The organism is Kitasatospora sp. MAP12-44, from assembly GCF_029892095.1.
Lineage (GTDB): Bacteria > Actinomycetota > Actinomycetes > Streptomycetales > Streptomycetaceae > Kitasatospora.
In genome coordinates, this window is record NZ_JARZAE010000004.1 from 3,720,594 (window position 1) to 3,735,225 (window position 14,632).

Genomic DNA, 14,632 nt, shown 5'->3' on the forward strand with positions numbered 1-14,632 from the left:
GTCCACGCTACGCACCGCACCCGGACCCGCACTGCTGAACACCCGTCAGTCCGCCACTATTCCAGCGGATCGCCCGGCCGGCGGTAGACCAGGGCGGTGGCCAACGCGGCCAGGCCCTCGGCCCGTCCGGTCAGGCCCAGGCCGTCCGTGGTGGTGCCGGAGACCGAGACCGGTGCGCCGACCGCCGCCGAGAGCACGGCCTGCGCCTCGTCCCGGCGCTTGCCGATCTTCGGCCGCACACCGATCACCTGGACCGAGACATTGCCGATCTCAAAGCCCGCCGCCCGCACGATCCGGGCCGCCTCGCCGAGCAGCCGGACCCCGGAGGCGCCGGCCCACTCGGGACGGTCGGTGCCGAAGTGGGTGCCGAGGTCGCCGACCCCGGCCGCCGAGAAGAGCGCGTCGCAGGCGGCGTGCGCGACCACGTCGGCGTCCGAGTGGCCGGCCAGGCCGTGCTCGTAGCCCTCCCACTGCAGACCGGCCACCCAGAGCGGGCGGCCGGCCTCGAAGGCGTGCACGTCGGTGCCGATGCCGATCCGCGGGATCAACGGGCTAGAAACCATCGGAGGCCCTCCTGCGGGCGAGTACGGCCTCGGCCAGGACGAGGTCCAGTGGACGGGTCACCTTGAAGGCCTCCTCGTGGCCCGGCACCACGACCACCCGGCCGCCGTAGCGCTCCACCAGCCCGGCGTCATCGGTCACCGGCGCCGGCGCGTCCTTCGTCGCCGCGCTCTCCTCGGCGAGCGCCTTGGCGTGCACGGCGTCCAGCAGCTCGCGCCGGAAGCCCTGCGGGGTCTGCACGGCCCGCAGCGTCGCGCGGTCGGGCGTGTCCAGGACGGGCTCGGGCTCGCCCGCCGGGCGCGGCTCGACCCTCTTGACGGTGTCGGCCAGCGGCACGGCCGGGACGACCGCGTCGGCCCCGTCCCGGACGGCGGCGACCACCGCGTCCACCACCTCGACCGGCACCAGCGGGCGGGCCGCGTCGTGCACCAGCACGATCCCGGTCTGCGCCGGGACGGCCGCCAGGCCCAGCCGGACCGACTCCTGGCGGGTCGCGCCGCCGGCCACCACCCGGACGTCCATGCCGTCCAGGCCGTGGCTGTCCAGCAGGCCGAGCACCTCGGCGACGCCGTCCGGCGGGGCCACCACGACCACCAGGCCGATCGCCCGGCTGCGCGCCAGCGCTCGGACGGCGTGCACCAGCAGCGGCGCGCCGCCCAGTTCGCGCAGCGCCTTGGGGGCCCCGGGACCGAGCCGCTCGCCCCGCCCGGCGGCGGGGACCACGGCTGCTGCGACTGCTCCTGTGCTGTTCAGGTTTCACTCCTTTGGCGAAGTGGGTATGGCCCTGGCGTACCCGTCAGACAGTGCACCGGACCCCTTCCACTCCGGCACAGCCTCTCGGGTACCGGTGTGCGGGCCGGCCCGGCTGCAGCTGTACGGGACAGTCTCGCGCGGTCCGCGGCGCTGCCGCGGCAGGTGGCAGTGTCCGGGCATGCCACAGCGCCCGGAGGGCTACCGCATCACCCGGACCATGAGCTGGTCACGGGCGATACCGCAGCGCCGGGCGCTGTACACGGCAATCGCCGCACTACGAGGCAAGCACCTCGTCGAGCAGCGTCTCCGCCTTGTCCTCGTTGGTGTTCTCCGCCAGCGCGAGCTCGCTGACGAGGATCTGCCGCGCCTTGGCGAGCATCCGCTTCTCGCCGGCCGACAGGCCGCGCTCGCGCTCACGGCGCCAGAGGTCGCGAACAACCTCGGCGACCTTGATGACGTCTCCCGACGCGAGCTTTTCCAGGTTCGCCTTGTAGCGACGAGACCAGTTGGTGGGCTCCTCGGTGTACGGTGCACGCAGCACCTCGAAGACCCGGTCCAGACCCTCCTGGCCGACCACGTCGCGCACGCCGACGAACTCCGCGTTCTCCGCGGGGACGCGCAGCGTGAGGTCACCTTGCTGAACCTTCAGCACCAGGTAGGTCTTGTCCACACCTTTGATCTGGCGAATTTCGATGGCCTCGATCAGTGCAGCCCCGTGATGGGGGTAGACCACCGTGTCGCCAACCTTGAACGTCATGTGACAGGACCCCTTCCGTGGCTTTCCAGAATAACACGCTTTTCCGTCCACCCGAAGGGCGTTTTCGCAGGTCAGGGCGGGTCTCGGGGCTTGACAAGGACCCCTGCGACGTGCTGCGACCGGACCCCGGAACGGGCTTCTCGCAGGTCGGAGGCCCTTCCCGGTTCTTCGCAAACGTGTGGCGGCGGCTCGCAAACCATGATTCGATCTTGCCCGCGAAGGCGGATATCCGCCGTTTCCAGATCGTGATCTGATCTTGACCCGCCGACCGGGCTCGCCGCGCCCGGCCGCCGTGTCGTCTTGCCGGCCGGCCGCAGCGGCCGCAACAACCCTCCCCGGCCGCTGCGCTGGCCCCTTCGCGGCCCCCGGACGGGCGCTCGCCCCGCGACACGGGGCCACCCCGTGAGAACCAAATAAGTGCGGTCGGTAATCTGAGCGCTGACCATCCGACACGTGACCAAGGAGATGCCGCCGCCGTGAGCCGCAGCCTTCGACGCGGCGGCAGTGCCGCCCTCGTTCTCGCCCTTGCCGCCATCTCGCTGTCCGCCTGCGCAGCCGGACCCTCCCCGGACACCGCCAAGGTGCAGCCGGACACCCCGGCCACCTCGATCGGCAACGACCTCAAGCTCAACGGCATCGTCGTCGTCACCAGCGCGACGCAGACCAGCGGCCAGCCCGGCCCGGCCAACGTCACCGTGAACATCAGCAACACCGGCTCCGCGCCGCAGACGCTGCAGTCGCTCACCGTGGCAGGCAACCCGGCGACCTTCACCGACGCCCACGGGCTGCCGCTCTCCGGCATCGTGATCCCGCCGCTCGGCGCGGTGCTGCTCGGCGGCGCGGGCCAGCCGAGCGCCAAGGTGCCCTCGGTCGCGCTGGAGACCGGCAGCTTCACGCCGACCGTGTTCTCCTTCGACCAGGCCGGCCAGGTCACCGCGCAGGCCCAGATCAACTCCGCGTCCGGGATCTACGCCTCGTTCGGCCCGGCCTCGCCGTCGGCCAACGCCTCTGTCAGCGGTGCGCCGGCTGCCTCCGGCCCGGCCGCCCTGCCGAGCGCCGGCGCCTCCATCCCGGTCACCACCGGGTCGGCCCCGGCCTCCGGCCCCGCGACGGGCACGGCTCCGGCGACGCCGCCGGCCAGCCCGGCCAGCCCGGCCGCCTCGGCGCACTGATCCAGCACGCCCGAGGGCCCCGCCTCCCCCACGTAGCAGGGGGAAGCGGGGCCCTCGGGCGTTGCGCTGCGGCGGTTTACGGCTCGAACTTGTAGCCCAGGCCACGGACCGTGACCAGGTAGCGGGGCGCGCCCGGGTCCGGCTCGATCTTCGCCCGCAGGCGCTTGACGTGGACGTCCAGGGTCTTGGTGTCCCCGACGTAGTCGGCGCCCCAGACCCGGTCGATCAGCTGCATCCGGGTGAGCACCCGGCCGGCGTTGCGCAGCAGCATCTCCAGCAGGTCGAACTCCTTCAGCGGCAGGTCGACCTTGGCGCCGTCCACCGTCACCACGTGCCGGTCGACGTCCATCCGGACCGGGCCGGCCTCCAGCGCCCCGGGGCCGCCGCCGTCGGTACCCGGGCCGCCGTCCTCGCCGCGGCGGCGGAGCACCGCGCGGATCCGGGCGACCAACTCGCGGGTGGAGTACGGCTTGGTGACGTAGTCGTCAGCGCCTATCTCCAGGCCGACGACCTTGTCGATCTCGCTGTCCTTGGCGGTCACCATGATCACCGGCACGTTGGAGCGGACCCGCAGCTGGCGGCAGACCTCGGTGCCGGGCAGGCCGGGCAGCATCAGGTCGAGCAGCACCAGGTCGGCACCGTTGCGTTCGAACTGCTCCAGCGCGTCGGGGCCGGTGGCGGCCACGGCCACCTCGAAGCCCTCCTTGCGGAGCATGTACGACAGGGCGTCACTGAACGATTCCTCGTCCTCGACCACCAGTACTCGGGTCACGATCGGGCCTCCGGGGCAGGAAGGGGGGATGGGGTTGTCGGCTCGGGGTCCCGCGCCGGGTCGGCTGCGGGGGACTGCCCGGCGGGCAGCCGGACGGTGAAGGTGGAGCCCTGGCCCTCGACGCTCCAGACCGAGACGGTGCCGCCGTGCGAGGCGGCCACGTGCTTGACGATCGAGAGGCCGAGGCCGGTGCCTCCGGTCGCTCGGGAGCGGGCCGGGTCCACCCGGTAGAAGCGTTCGAAGACCCGCTCGCGGTCCTTCTCCGAGATGCCGATGCCCTGGTCGGTCACCGAGATCTCGATCAGCTCGCCGTCCGCCTCACCGATGGCGGCGGCGCTGGCTATCCGGCGGGTGGCGATCGCCACCCGGGTGCGCGGCGGCGAGTAGTTGACGGCGTTCTCCACCAGGTTGCCCAGGGCCGCGGCCAGCTGGCCGCGGTCGCCGTGCAGGTGGAGCCCGGCGATGCCGCCCGCCGCGATGTGGATCTGCTTGGCGGCGGCCTGCTGGCGGCAGCGGTCGATCGCCTCGGCGATCAGCTCGTCCACCGGCACCGGCTCCGGCTCCATCTGCAGCCGGTCGTCCTGGACCCGGGAGAGGTCGATGATCTCCTGGACCAGGCTGGCCAGCCTGGTCGCCTCGATCTGCATCCGGCCGGCGAAGCGCTGCACGGCCTCCGGGTCGTCGGCCGCGTCGGCGACCGCCTCGGAGAGCAGCGACAGCGCGCCGACCGGGGTCTTCAGCTCATGGCTGACGTTGGCCACGAAGTCCCGGCGGACCGCCTCGATCCGGCGCCGCTCGGTGAGGTCCTCGACCAGCACCAGGACCAGCCGGGAGCCCAGCGGGGCGACCCGGACCGAGACCGCCAGCGGCTCGCCGGACCGGGCCACGCCGGGCCTTGGGACATCCAGTTCGACCTGGCGGATCTCGCCGTCGCGACGGGTCGCCCGGGCCAGCGCGAGCATCGGCTCGACGGCCACCGCACCGCCTCTGACCAGGCCCATCGCATAGGCGGCCGAGCTGGCCTTGACCACCTCGTCGCCGTCGCCGAGCACGATCGCGCAGGAGCGCAGCACCGAGAGCACGGTGTCCACGCCCGGCGGGAGCGCCGAGTCCTGGAGGGGCGAGCTCACGGTCGAAGCACTGCCGGTTCGTCTGCCATTGCCACTCCTGCTGCCTCGGGACTGTTCGCGTTCGCTCCAGCGGAAGGCGATGGCGGCCGTGAGACCGACGCCGAGCCCGGCGATGGCGCAGGCAGCGGCGGCGGCCACATTCACGTCCATGTCGTCAGCCTAAGCGCATCGCCCGGGCGGACTGACAGTCCCAGATCAAGGCATCGGCCGCACGTTGCCGAGAATTCACCTTCAGGAAGCCGCTGGTTCACCACAGCGGATGTGCGTGGTCGTCCGGACGGACCAGTCTTGGCCGTGCAGCCCGTGTGGGGCCGTGACGCGCGTACGATGCGCGCCACCCGCAGCGGCCGTCCGGACAGCAACGCGGACAGCCGGTCGGCACGCCACCGACACAGCTACTGAGGAGAGAAGAGAGCATGCGCGACTCGTACCACGAGGAACTCGACTCGATCGGCGACGGCCTGGTCGAGATGGCCAGGCTGGTCGGTTCGGCGATGGGCCGCGCCACCACCGCGCTGCTCGACGCCGACCTCGCTCTCGCCGAAAGCGTGATCGCCGCCGACGCGAAGGTCAACGACCTGCACCACGAGCTGGAGAACCGCGCGATCGACCTGCTGGCCCGCCAGCAGCCGGTCGCCACCGACCTGCGGATCGTGGTCACCAGCCTGCGGATGAGCGCCGACCTGGAGCGCTGCGGCGACCTCGCCCGGCATGTCGCCAAGGTCGCTCGACTGCGTTACCCCCAGTCGGCCGTCCCCAACGACCTGCACCCGATCGTCCTGGAGATGGGCCAGCTCGCCCAGCGCCTGGTGGCCAAGGCCGGCCAGGTCATCGCCACCAAGGACGTCGACGCGGCGCTGCAGCTGGAGCGCGACGACGATGCGATCGACGAGCTGCACCGCGAGCTCTTCGCCCACCTGATCGACGACCGCTGGCAGCACGGCATCGAGACCGGCGTGGACGTCACGCTGATCGGCCGGTACTACGAGCGGTTCGCCGACCACGCGGTCTCGGTCGCCAAGCGGGTCGTCTTCCTGGTCACCGGCGAGCACGCGAGCGAGTTCGTCCCCGAGGAGAAGCCGCTCGGCGGCGCGTGACACCCCTTGGTGCTGGGGGCGCACGGGGGCCGTGCGCCCCACCACTACGCGCCCGTTGACGCCCCCGGCGGGCGAGCGCTTCACTCATGGAGCGGACAGCCCATCACCGGCTGCCTCGATCGAGGAGGGCTCAGCACCATGACCACCACTCCCGCCCGGCCCGTACCGACTCCCCGTAGCACCGAGGCGGCCACCCGCCGCACCCCGCTGAGCCTGCCGCTGCTCGCCGGCGCCTGCGGCTGCGGCCCGGGCTGCGGCTGCGGCTGCCAGTCCGGCGCGCCCTGCCAGTGCGGCTCCGTCAGCGGCGGCTGCTGCGGCGGGCACTGAGCACGGATCGCCGACGGCTGAGCACGACACAGGCCCCTCCCCCGCAGCCAAGCGGGTGAGGGGCCTGATCAGCTGTCAGTCCTACTTCTTGCCCTGATTCTTCACGGCCTCGATGGCGGCGGCAGCGGCGTCCGCGTCCAGGTAGCGGCCGCCCGGGTTGACCGGCTTGAAGTCCGCGTCCAGCTCGTAGACCAGCGGGATGCCGGTGGGGATGTTGAGGCCGGCGATGGCCTCGTCGGAGATCCCGTCCAGGTGCTTGACCAGCGCGCGCAGGCTGTTGCCGTGCGCGGTGACCAGCACGGTCTTGCCGGCCGCCAGATCCGGGACGATCGCGTCGTACCAGTACGGCAGCATCCGGTCAACGACGTCCTTGAGGCACTCGGTGCGCGGACGGAGCTCGCTCGGGATGTCTGCGTAGCGGACGTCGGCGGCCTGCGAGAACTCGCTGCTGTCCGCGAGCGCCGGCGGCGGGGTGTCGTACGAGCGGCGCCAGAGCTGGAACTGCTCCTCGCCGAACTCGGCCAGCGTCTGGGCCTTGTCCTTGCCCTGCAGCGCGCCGTAGTGGCGCTCGTTCAGGCGCCAGCTGCGGCTGACCGGGATCCAGTGGCGGTCGGCCTTGTCCAGGGCGATCTGCGAGGTGCGGATCGCGCGGCGCAGCAGCGAGGTGTGCAGCACATCGGGGAGGTAGCCCTCGGCGGCGAGCAGCTCGCCGCCGCGTGCGGCCTCCTTCTCGCCCTTCTCGTTGAGGTCGACGTCGACCCAGCCGGTGAAGAGGTTCTTCTGGTTCCACTCGCTCTCGCCGTGGCGGAGCAGGATGAGTCGGTACGTCGTGTCAGCCATGGCCCACATCCTAGGCGAGCCGAATTAAACCCCTGGGAGGCCCCCGGGCCACTGCGGTAATGTGCGCTCATCGCCTGAGCCACTTACCACTGACCACCGTGCACTCCTGTCGACCGGCACCACCCGCACCGGCCGGCGGGACCTCTGCCGCCCGGGAGCCGCCGTGACCTCGCCCGACCCGTTCGTCGCTCCCGGCCGGCTGCGCCGCGCCGCCACCGAGTCCCTCGGCGGCCTGCCGCAGCAGTTCTGGTGGCTGTGGACCTCCACGCTGATCAATCGGCTGGGCGGATTCGTCGTCACATTCCTGGCCCTGTACCTGACCGTCGACCGCGGCTACTCGGCCTCGTACGCGGGCCTGGTCGCCTCGCTCTACGGCCTCGGCTCGGTGGTCGCGGCGCTCGGCGGCGGGGTGCTGACCGACCGGGTCGGGCGGCGGCCCACCCTGCTGGCCGCCCAGTTGCTCACCGCCGTCAGCACCGCCGCCCTGGGGTTCGCCAACGGGCAGGTGATGATCGCCACGGTGGCCTTCCTGGTCGGCCTCAGCGGCAACGCCTCCCGGCCGGCCATCTCGGCGATCATCGCGGACGTGGTGCCCACCGCCGACCGGGTGCGCGCCTACGCGCTGAACTACTGGGCGATCAACATCGGCTTCGGCGTCTCGGCCGGGCTGGCCGGGCTGGTCGCCTCGCACGGCTATCTCCCGCTCTTCATCGGGGACGCGTGCTCCACGCTGCTCTGCGCCCTGGTGGTCTTCGTCAAGGTCCCCGAGACCAGGCCCGCCGCCGCTCCGCTCGACCGGGCCAAGCCGCCGGTCACGCTGGGCACGGTCTTCCGCGACCGGCGGTTCATGGCGATGGTCGGGCTGACCTTCCTGTTCGCCATGATCATGCAGCAGGGCAGCACCACGCTGGCGGTGCAGATGGGCAAGTCCGGCGTGAGCACCACCGAGTTCGGTCTGGTGGCCGGGCTGAACGGCCTGCTGATCGTGGTGCTGCAGATCCCGGTGACCCGGCTGGTCCAGGGCCGCGACCGCGGGCGGCTGCTGCTGGTCGGCTCGCTGCTGGTCGGCTGGGGGTTCGGGCTCACCACGTTCGCCGGCTCGTCGGCGCTGCTCTACGCGGGGGCCGTGGCGGTCTGGACGATCGGCGAGATCGTCCAGACGCCGACCAGCATGGGCCTGGTGGCCGAGCTGTCGCCGACCCACGCGCGCGGGCGCTACCAGGGGACGTACTCGCTGGCCTGGTCGTCGGCGGCCTGCCTGGGGCCGGCGGTCGGCGGGTTCCTGCTCGACCACGCGGGCGGCGCGGCGGTGTGGGGCGGCTGCGCGGTGCTCGGGACGGTCGCCGGCCTCGGCTTCCTGATGCTCGGCCGCCGGACGCCGGCGGCTCAGGCGGCTCAGGCGGCCTCGGCGGATCAGGCGGCCTCGGCGGATCAGCTGGCCGAGTGCCACGAGACCGAGGTCAGCGGCGTTTAGAGCTCAGGAAGTAGGCGGCTTCGCCAGGTGGGCGAAGGCCTCCAGGTTGCGGGTGGACTCGCCGCGCTTGGTGCGCCACTCCCACTCGCGCCGGATGGCGGAGGCGAAGCCCAGCTCCAGCAGGGTGTTGAAGGGCTCGTCGGCGTTCTCCAGCACCGTGCCGAGCAGCCGGTCCACGGTGTCCGCGCTGAGCGCCGACAGCGGCAGCCGTCCGGTCAGGTAGACGTCGCCGAGCGAGTCCAGCGCGTACCCGAGGGCGTACATCCGGGTGTTGCGCTCCAGCAGCCAGCGCATGACGGCCTCGTGGTTCTCGTCCGGGCGCCGGATCACGAAGGCATTCACCGAGAAGGTGTGGTCACCGACCCGCAGGGCGCAGGTGGTGCTGAGCTTGCGGGTGCCGGGGAGCGTGGCGACCAGGGTGTACGGGTCGCTGACGGCCGGCTCCCAGGGCACGCCGGCCGCGTCGAGGGCGGCGCGCAGCTCGGTGAGGGCCTCGTCCTTGGTGGGGGTTGCCATGGCGGTGACGTTACCGGCTGGTACCGGGCGGCGCAGCGGGACGCCCGGTCGGACACTCAGCCCAGGCGGACGCTCAGCCCAGCCGGCGGCGGGTACCGCTGCTGCCGAGCCAGCTGTCAGGGCGGGCCAGGGCGCCCGCGTACACCTCGGCCGTGCGGCCGGCCGCCGCGCCCCAGCCGAAGGCCGCCGCGTGCCGGACCGCCGCCTCGCCCTGCCGCACCGCCAGCTCCGGCGGCCGGGCGGTATAGGGCTCCAGCGCGCGCGCCCAGTCCTGCGGGTCGTGACCCGGGACCAGCGTCCCGGTCTCGCCGTCCCGGACGGCGACCGGCAGGCCGCCGACCGCCGCCGCCACCACCGGCGTCCCGCAGGCCTGCGCCTCCAGCGCGACCAGGCCGAACGACTCGCTGTACGACGGCATCACCAGCGCCGTCGCGGCGCGGTACCACTGCGCCAGCTCCGGCTGCCCCACCGGCGGATGGAACCGCACCACGTCCGTGATGCCCAGCTGGGCGGCCAGCTTGTGCAGGCTCTCGGGCTCCGCCAGCCCCGTCCCGGACGGACCGCCGACCACCGGAACCACCAGCTGCCCGCGCAGCTCGGGGCGGCGGGCGAGCAGCACGGAGACCGCCTTGAGCAGCACGTCGGGTGCCTTCAGCGGCTGTATCCGACCGGCGAAGAGCAGCACGGCGGCGTCCTGCGGCAGGCCCAGCCGGGCGCGGGCGGCGGCCTGGTCGCCGGGGCGGAAGACGTCCAGGTTGACGCCGGGGTGCACCACCGCGAGCTGCTCGGGCCGGGCGCCGTAGTGGCTGGCCAGCTCGCCGGCCTCGTCCACGGTGTTGGCGATCAGCCGGTCCGCGGCGTCCACCACCTGGCTCTCGCCGATCAGCCGGCTGGCCGGCTCGGGGGCGTCGCCCTCGGCCAGCGCGGCGTTCTTGACCTTGCCCATGGTGTGCATGGTGTGCACCAGCGGCACGCCCCAGCGCTGCGCGGCCAGCCAGCCGACCTGGCCGGAGAGCCAGTAGTGCGAGTGGACCAGGTCGTAGTGGCCGGGGCGGTGGCCGGCCTCGGTGCGCAGCACACCGTGCGTGAACGCGCAGAGCTGGGCCGAGAGGTCCTCCTTCAGCAACCCCTCGTACGGGCCCGCGGTGACGTGCCGGACCAGCACGCCCGGGGCCAGCTCGACGGCGGGCGCCAGGTCGGAGGAGGTGGCGCGGGTGAAGATCTCGACCTCGATGTCGAGCTCGGCCAGGCGCTTGGCCAGCTCGACGATGTAGACGTTCATACCGCCCGCGTCGCCGGTGCCCGGCTGGTGCAGCGGGGAGGTGTGGACACTGAGCATCGCCACGCGGCGCGGGCGTCTCGAGCGCCCTTGGACGAGCCCCTGCAAGCGCCCGCGCGAGGGCGCGAGGCCTGTCTGGGCGCGCCGCGCCGTCCGTACCGGGTGCTGGGTCACCTGGCTGAAGCCTCCTCTTGCTTCCCGACTGCCCTGTCTGGACTCTGCCTGCCCCGGATATCCGGTCCATCTCGGCGGGCGCCCTCGAATATGCCTGGATTGTGATCGGCGCCACCCGGCTCGGTGGTTTCGACGGCCCACGTCCAGTGTGTCAACCGAGTGGTCAAAGCTCGGTATTCCCGTCTCGGCGCATGAGATCCGGGCACATGAGTTCCCGGCGCCTGGGAGGGGGTAGGGCCCGCCGCGTAGGCTGCGGGCATGGCTGCCTCGTTCGACCCCGCCGCTGTCCGCGGGCGGTCCGCCCGCCCGGTCGGGACGGTGACCCGGGGCACCACCAACACCAACCGGCTGCGTCGGATGGACCGCTGGATCGGCCACACCCTCGGGCCCGCGCTGCGCTCGGCGGCGCTGCCGCCGGTGGCCGTGGACCTCGGGTACGGCGCGGCGCCGTGGACGGCCGTCGAGCTGTCGACGCGCCTGCGGGCGGTGCGGGCCGACGTCCGGGTGGTCGGCATCGAGATCGAGCCCGAGCGGGTCGCCGCCGCGCTGCCGTACGCCGCCCCACCGCTGCTGACCTTCCGGCGCGGGGGCTTCGAGGTACCGCTGGACGGTGCGGCGCCGCTGCTGATCAGGGCCGCGAATGTGCTGCGGCAGTACGAGGAGTCGGCGGTGGCGGCGGTCTGGGAGCGGCTCTGCGGGCGGCTGGCCCCGGGCGGGCTGCTGGTCGAGGGGACCTGCGACGAGATCGGGCGGCGGCAGGTGTGGGTCGCGCTGGGGCCGCAGGGGCCGCGGACGGTGACCTTCGCGGCCCGGCTGGGCGGGCTCGGGCAGCCGTCCGACCTGGCGGAGCGGCTGCCCAAGGCGCTGATCCACCACAACGTGCCGGGGCGGCGGGTGCACGCGTTCCTGACCGAGTTCGACCGGGCATGGTCGGCGGCGGCGCCGTACGGGGCGTTCGGCGCGCGCCAGCGGTGGGTGGCGGCCTGCACCGCGCTGGCGGGGAGCTGGCCGCTGCTCGACGCGCCGGGGCGGTGGCGGCAGGGCGAGGTCACGGTGCCCTGGGAGGCGTTGGCGCCTTAGGCCGATTAGACCGACCGGTCTTAGCGCTCCCAGCTTCACTCGAACGAGTTATCGAATTCCTCTGGCGCGTTGACGCCCGGCAGGTCACGATGGAGCGGTCGCAAGAGCTGCCGACGGTCCCGTCAGCTCCGCTGCGCCAGCTCGCGCCGCACGCGTTCGAAGCCCTCGTACGCCTCTGCGCCGAACAGCACGAACCGCACCTCGACCAGCTTCGATCCGGCTCCACCGGCCTCGGCCGCAGCCCCGTCCAGCAGAGTCCCGTCCTGCTCAGCTCCGTCCTGCTCAGCTCCGCCAGCCGCCACTTCGGCGACGGTCGTGAGGGCGATCCGCGCCGCGTCCTCCAACGGCCAGCCGTACACGCCGGTCGAGATCGCCGGGAACGCCACCGTCCGCGCACCCAACTCCCCTGCGACCCGCAGGGACTCCCGATAGCAGGAGGCCATGAGTCCAGCCCGCTGCTCGTACTCATCAGCCAGATAGACCGGCCCCACCGTGTGCACCACCCAGCGGGCCGGCAACCGCCCGGCCGTCGTGGCGACGGCCTGGCCCGTCGGCAGGCCCTTGCCGTAGTGCGCGGCGCGCAGCCTGCGGCAGTCCCCGAGGATCTCCGGGCCGCCCTTGCGGTGAATCGCGCCGTCCACCCCGCCGCCACCGAGCAGCGAGCTGTTCGCCGCATTCACGACGACGTCCACATCCTGTTCCGTGATGTCACCCTCGACCAGCGTGATCTGCGTCACCACAGCTGCCTCCCGTCCTGCACAGTCCGACACCACAGTTCAACGTACCGACTGGTCCCACCGAGAGCGTGGCTCGTGCCACACCAGCGCCGGTCGGCCAGGGAAATCCTCGGAGATCACGTTATGGTCGCGAGAAAGTCTCCGACACCAAGGCGGGCACTGCGCGCGGATGTCGACCGTTGCCCAGTCGGGGAAAGGGAGGATCGACCGATGCCCGCTACGGGAGACGGGCTGGCGCCCAACGCCACGCACCGGCCGGGCGCCCCTGCTGGGAGGCTGGCCACCCGCAGAGGCGGCAGCACCGGCCGCACCGCAGAGTTTCCGGGCGGCCTCGCGGCGCGCCGCCCGATGCTGTCCGCCGACGGGATCGGTCGACCGGACCGGGCCGACAGCACCATCGACAGCACCGGCACCAGCACCAGCACCAGCGGCGTTCCGCTCGGCGTCACCGGCGGCCCTGCCAGTGGCGCCACCGGCGGGGTGACCGGCACGGCCACCCCGATACCGCGTCCTCGCGGCGCAGCCGGCGGGCCCGCGGTCAGCGCACCCAGTGCCCCACTCCGGCTGCTGGTGATCGACAACGACGCCTCCGATGCTGCCCTGATCGAGCGGCTGGTCGCGGACGGCTGCACCCCGATCGAGGTGACCTGGGCCGACGGCATCGAACAGGCTGCCGCGCAACTCTCCGGCCCCTCGACGTCCGGCCGCCGCAACCGGAGCCGTGGCGCCGGTTTCAGCTGCGTCCTGCTCGACCTCGTGGCGCCGGACGCCGCCCCGGCACACCCCTCCGTCGACCTGGACAACACCAGCAGCGCGGACGGCACGCAGCAGCCGGACGCCCCGGACGGGTTGGACGGGCTGCGCGAGCTGCTGCGGCGCGCCCCGCACACCGCCGTGGTGGTCCTGACCGACGCGGCGGCCTCCGAACTCGGCGCCGCCGCGGTCGCGGCCGGCGCCCAGGACTTCCTGGTCAAGCACGAGACGGACGGACCGCTGCTGGCCCGTGCGCTGCGCTACGCGGTCGAACGAAAGCGGGCCGACGAGTCCCAGCGCCGCCTGGTCGAAGCGGAGCTGCGCGGCCAGGAGAACGCCCGCCTGCAACGGCACCTGCTGCCCACCCCGCTTCTCGACGGCGCCGGGCTCTCCTTCACCCGTCGCTACCGCCCCGGTCGCCGACGGGCCCTGCTCGGCGGCGACTTCTACGACGCCGTCCGCACCGAGGACGGCACCGTCCATGTGGTGATCGGTGACGTCTGCGGGCACGGCCCGGACGAGGCCGCCCTAGGCGTCGCGCTGCGGATAGCGTGGCGGACCCTGGTCTTCGCCGGGCTCACCGGCAAGGCACTGCTCAGCACCTTGCAGCACGTCCTGGAGCACGAGCGGCGCAGCGACGAGATCTTCGCGACGCTCTGCATGCTGGTCCTGTCGCCCGGCCCCACCGAAGCCGCCGAGCAGCGGGGCAAGGGCGCGCGCCGGTCGGCACCGGTCGAGCGGGCCCGCCTCTACCTGGCCGGGCACCCCTCGCCCCTGCTGCTGCGCCCGGACGGCCGTCCGATCCTGCTCCCCACCGACCAGGCCGGTCCGGCCCTCGGCCTGCTGGCCTGCGACGACAGCCAGGCCGTCTGGCCGGCCCAGGAGGTGGAACTCCCGTCGGGCTGGGGCCTGCTGCTCTACACCGACGGCCTGGTGGAGGGGCGGATCGACGACGGCTCACGCCGACTGGGCTCGGAGGGCCTGGTCGACCTGATCGGCGCCCATCAAGCCGCCGGCCTCACCCGGGGCCGCCTGGTGGACAGCGCCATCGCCGAGGTCGAGGAGCTGAACGGCGGGGCACTCACCGACGACGTGGCCGTGCTGCTGCTGGAACGCCCCCAGAGCCAGCTCATCATGGGCTGAGGGCCCGTCCGCCAGTTGGCGGACGGGCCCTCAGCCGCTCAGTCGTTCAGTTGCCGCAGTTGCCGTA

General features: G+C 72.9%; 15 protein-coding genes. 6 read left to right on the forward strand and 9 right to left on the reverse strand.

Going from position 1 to position 14,632, the window contains the following annotated elements; all coding sequences use genetic code 11:
• Positions 1-56: 56 nt before the first annotated feature.
• The 3 genes from ispF to P3T34_RS17325 all read right to left on the reverse strand — a co-directional run bounded on the left by ispF (position 57) and on the right by P3T34_RS17325 (position 2,071).
• Complete coding sequence (ispF, locus tag P3T34_RS17315) at positions 57-563, reverse strand: 2-C-methyl-D-erythritol 2,4-cyclodiphosphate synthase (protein ID WP_280666926.1); 507 nt, start codon at positions 561-563, stop codon at positions 57-59.
• Positions 553-1,314, reverse strand: coding sequence for a 2-C-methyl-D-erythritol 4-phosphate cytidylyltransferase (gene ispD, locus P3T34_RS17320; RefSeq protein WP_280672179.1), 762 nt, complete (start codon positions 1,312-1,314; stop codon positions 553-555). Before ispD ends, ispF begins: the two co-directional genes overlap by 11 nt.
• Before the next feature lie 274 nt (positions 1,315-1,588).
• The gene (locus tag P3T34_RS17325) at positions 1,589-2,071 is read right to left on the reverse strand and encodes a CarD family transcriptional regulator (RefSeq protein ID WP_030244332.1); all 483 of its coding nucleotides are present in this window, start codon (positions 2,069-2,071) and stop codon (positions 1,589-1,591) included.
• Between the two features lie 476 nt (positions 2,072-2,547).
• Here P3T34_RS17325 and P3T34_RS17330 point away from each other — a divergent pair, with 476 nt between their 5' ends.
• On the forward strand, positions 2,548-3,243 hold the full coding sequence (locus P3T34_RS17330; RefSeq protein ID WP_280666927.1) for a DUF461 domain-containing protein: 696 nt from the start codon (positions 2,548-2,550) through the stop codon (positions 3,241-3,243).
• Positions 3,244-3,319: 76 nt separating this feature from the next.
• On the opposite strand, the gene P3T34_RS17335 is transcribed toward P3T34_RS17330, so the two are convergent.
• Both P3T34_RS17335 and P3T34_RS17340 read right to left on the reverse strand, forming a co-directional pair.
• Entirely contained in the window at positions 3,320-4,015 is a 696-nt protein-coding gene (locus P3T34_RS17335) for a response regulator transcription factor (RefSeq protein ID WP_280666928.1), read from the reverse strand.
• Positions 4,012-5,295: an ATP-binding protein gene (locus P3T34_RS17340; protein WP_280666929.1), complete on the reverse strand. Its 1,284-nt coding sequence runs from the start codon at positions 5,293-5,295 to the stop codon at positions 4,012-4,014. Before P3T34_RS17340 ends, P3T34_RS17335 begins: the two co-directional genes overlap by 4 nt.
• A 266-nt stretch (positions 5,296-5,561) precedes the next feature.
• Here P3T34_RS17340 and phoU point away from each other — a divergent pair, with 266 nt between their 5' ends.
• Positions 5,562-6,242, forward strand: a complete 681-nt coding sequence (gene phoU / locus P3T34_RS17345; protein ID WP_280666930.1) for a phosphate signaling complex protein PhoU — start codon at positions 5,562-5,564, stop codon at positions 6,240-6,242.
• Between the two features lie 138 nt (positions 6,243-6,380).
• Positions 6,381-6,569 (forward strand): hypothetical protein, encoded by a 189-nt coding sequence (locus tag P3T34_RS17350; protein ID WP_280666931.1) that lies wholly within the window; start codon positions 6,381-6,383, stop codon positions 6,567-6,569.
• A gap of 81 nt (positions 6,570-6,650) precedes the next feature.
• Here the strand turns inward: P3T34_RS17350 and P3T34_RS17355 are convergent, their stop codons facing one another.
• Positions 6,651-7,409 carry a phosphoglyceromutase gene (locus P3T34_RS17355; RefSeq protein WP_280666932.1) on the reverse strand — a complete coding sequence of 253 codons (759 nt, stop codon included), beginning with the start codon at positions 7,407-7,409 and terminating at the stop codon, positions 6,651-6,653.
• Positions 7,410-7,572: 163 nt separating this feature from the next.
• Here P3T34_RS17355 and P3T34_RS17360 point away from each other — a divergent pair, with 163 nt between their 5' ends.
• Positions 7,573-8,883, forward strand: a complete 1,311-nt coding sequence (locus tag P3T34_RS17360) for an MFS transporter (RefSeq protein ID WP_280666933.1) — start codon at positions 7,573-7,575, stop codon at positions 8,881-8,883.
• A 3-nt stretch (positions 8,884-8,886) separates the two neighbouring features.
• Here P3T34_RS17360 and P3T34_RS17365 read toward each other — a convergent pair whose 3' ends face one another.
• Both P3T34_RS17365 and mshA read right to left on the reverse strand, forming a co-directional pair.
• A complete protein-coding gene (locus P3T34_RS17365; protein ID WP_280666934.1) occupies positions 8,887-9,399 on the reverse strand; it encodes a YbjN domain-containing protein in 513 nt (170 codons plus the stop codon).
• Between the two features lie 73 nt (positions 9,400-9,472).
• Positions 9,473-10,786 (reverse strand): D-inositol-3-phosphate glycosyltransferase, encoded by a 1,314-nt coding sequence (gene mshA / locus P3T34_RS17370; RefSeq protein ID WP_280672181.1) that lies wholly within the window; start codon positions 10,784-10,786, stop codon positions 9,473-9,475.
• 324 nt (positions 10,787-11,110) lie between these two features.
• On the opposite strand from mshA, the gene P3T34_RS17375 reads away from it, so the two are divergent.
• Positions 11,111-11,932, forward strand: a complete 822-nt coding sequence (locus P3T34_RS17375; protein WP_280666935.1) for a class I SAM-dependent methyltransferase — start codon at positions 11,111-11,113, stop codon at positions 11,930-11,932.
• 122 nt (positions 11,933-12,054) lie between these two features.
• Here the strand turns inward: P3T34_RS17375 and P3T34_RS17380 are convergent, their stop codons facing one another.
• Positions 12,055-12,669 (reverse strand): O-acetyl-ADP-ribose deacetylase, encoded by a 615-nt coding sequence (locus P3T34_RS17380; RefSeq protein ID WP_280672183.1) that lies wholly within the window; start codon positions 12,667-12,669, stop codon positions 12,055-12,057.
• 210 nt (positions 12,670-12,879) lie between these two features.
• On the opposite strand from P3T34_RS17380, the gene P3T34_RS17385 reads away from it, so the two are divergent.
• Positions 12,880-14,565 carry a SpoIIE family protein phosphatase gene (locus tag P3T34_RS17385; protein ID WP_280666936.1) on the forward strand — a complete coding sequence of 562 codons (1,686 nt, stop codon included), beginning with the start codon at positions 12,880-12,882 and terminating at the stop codon, positions 14,563-14,565.
• Positions 14,566-14,632 lie beyond the last annotated feature (67 nt).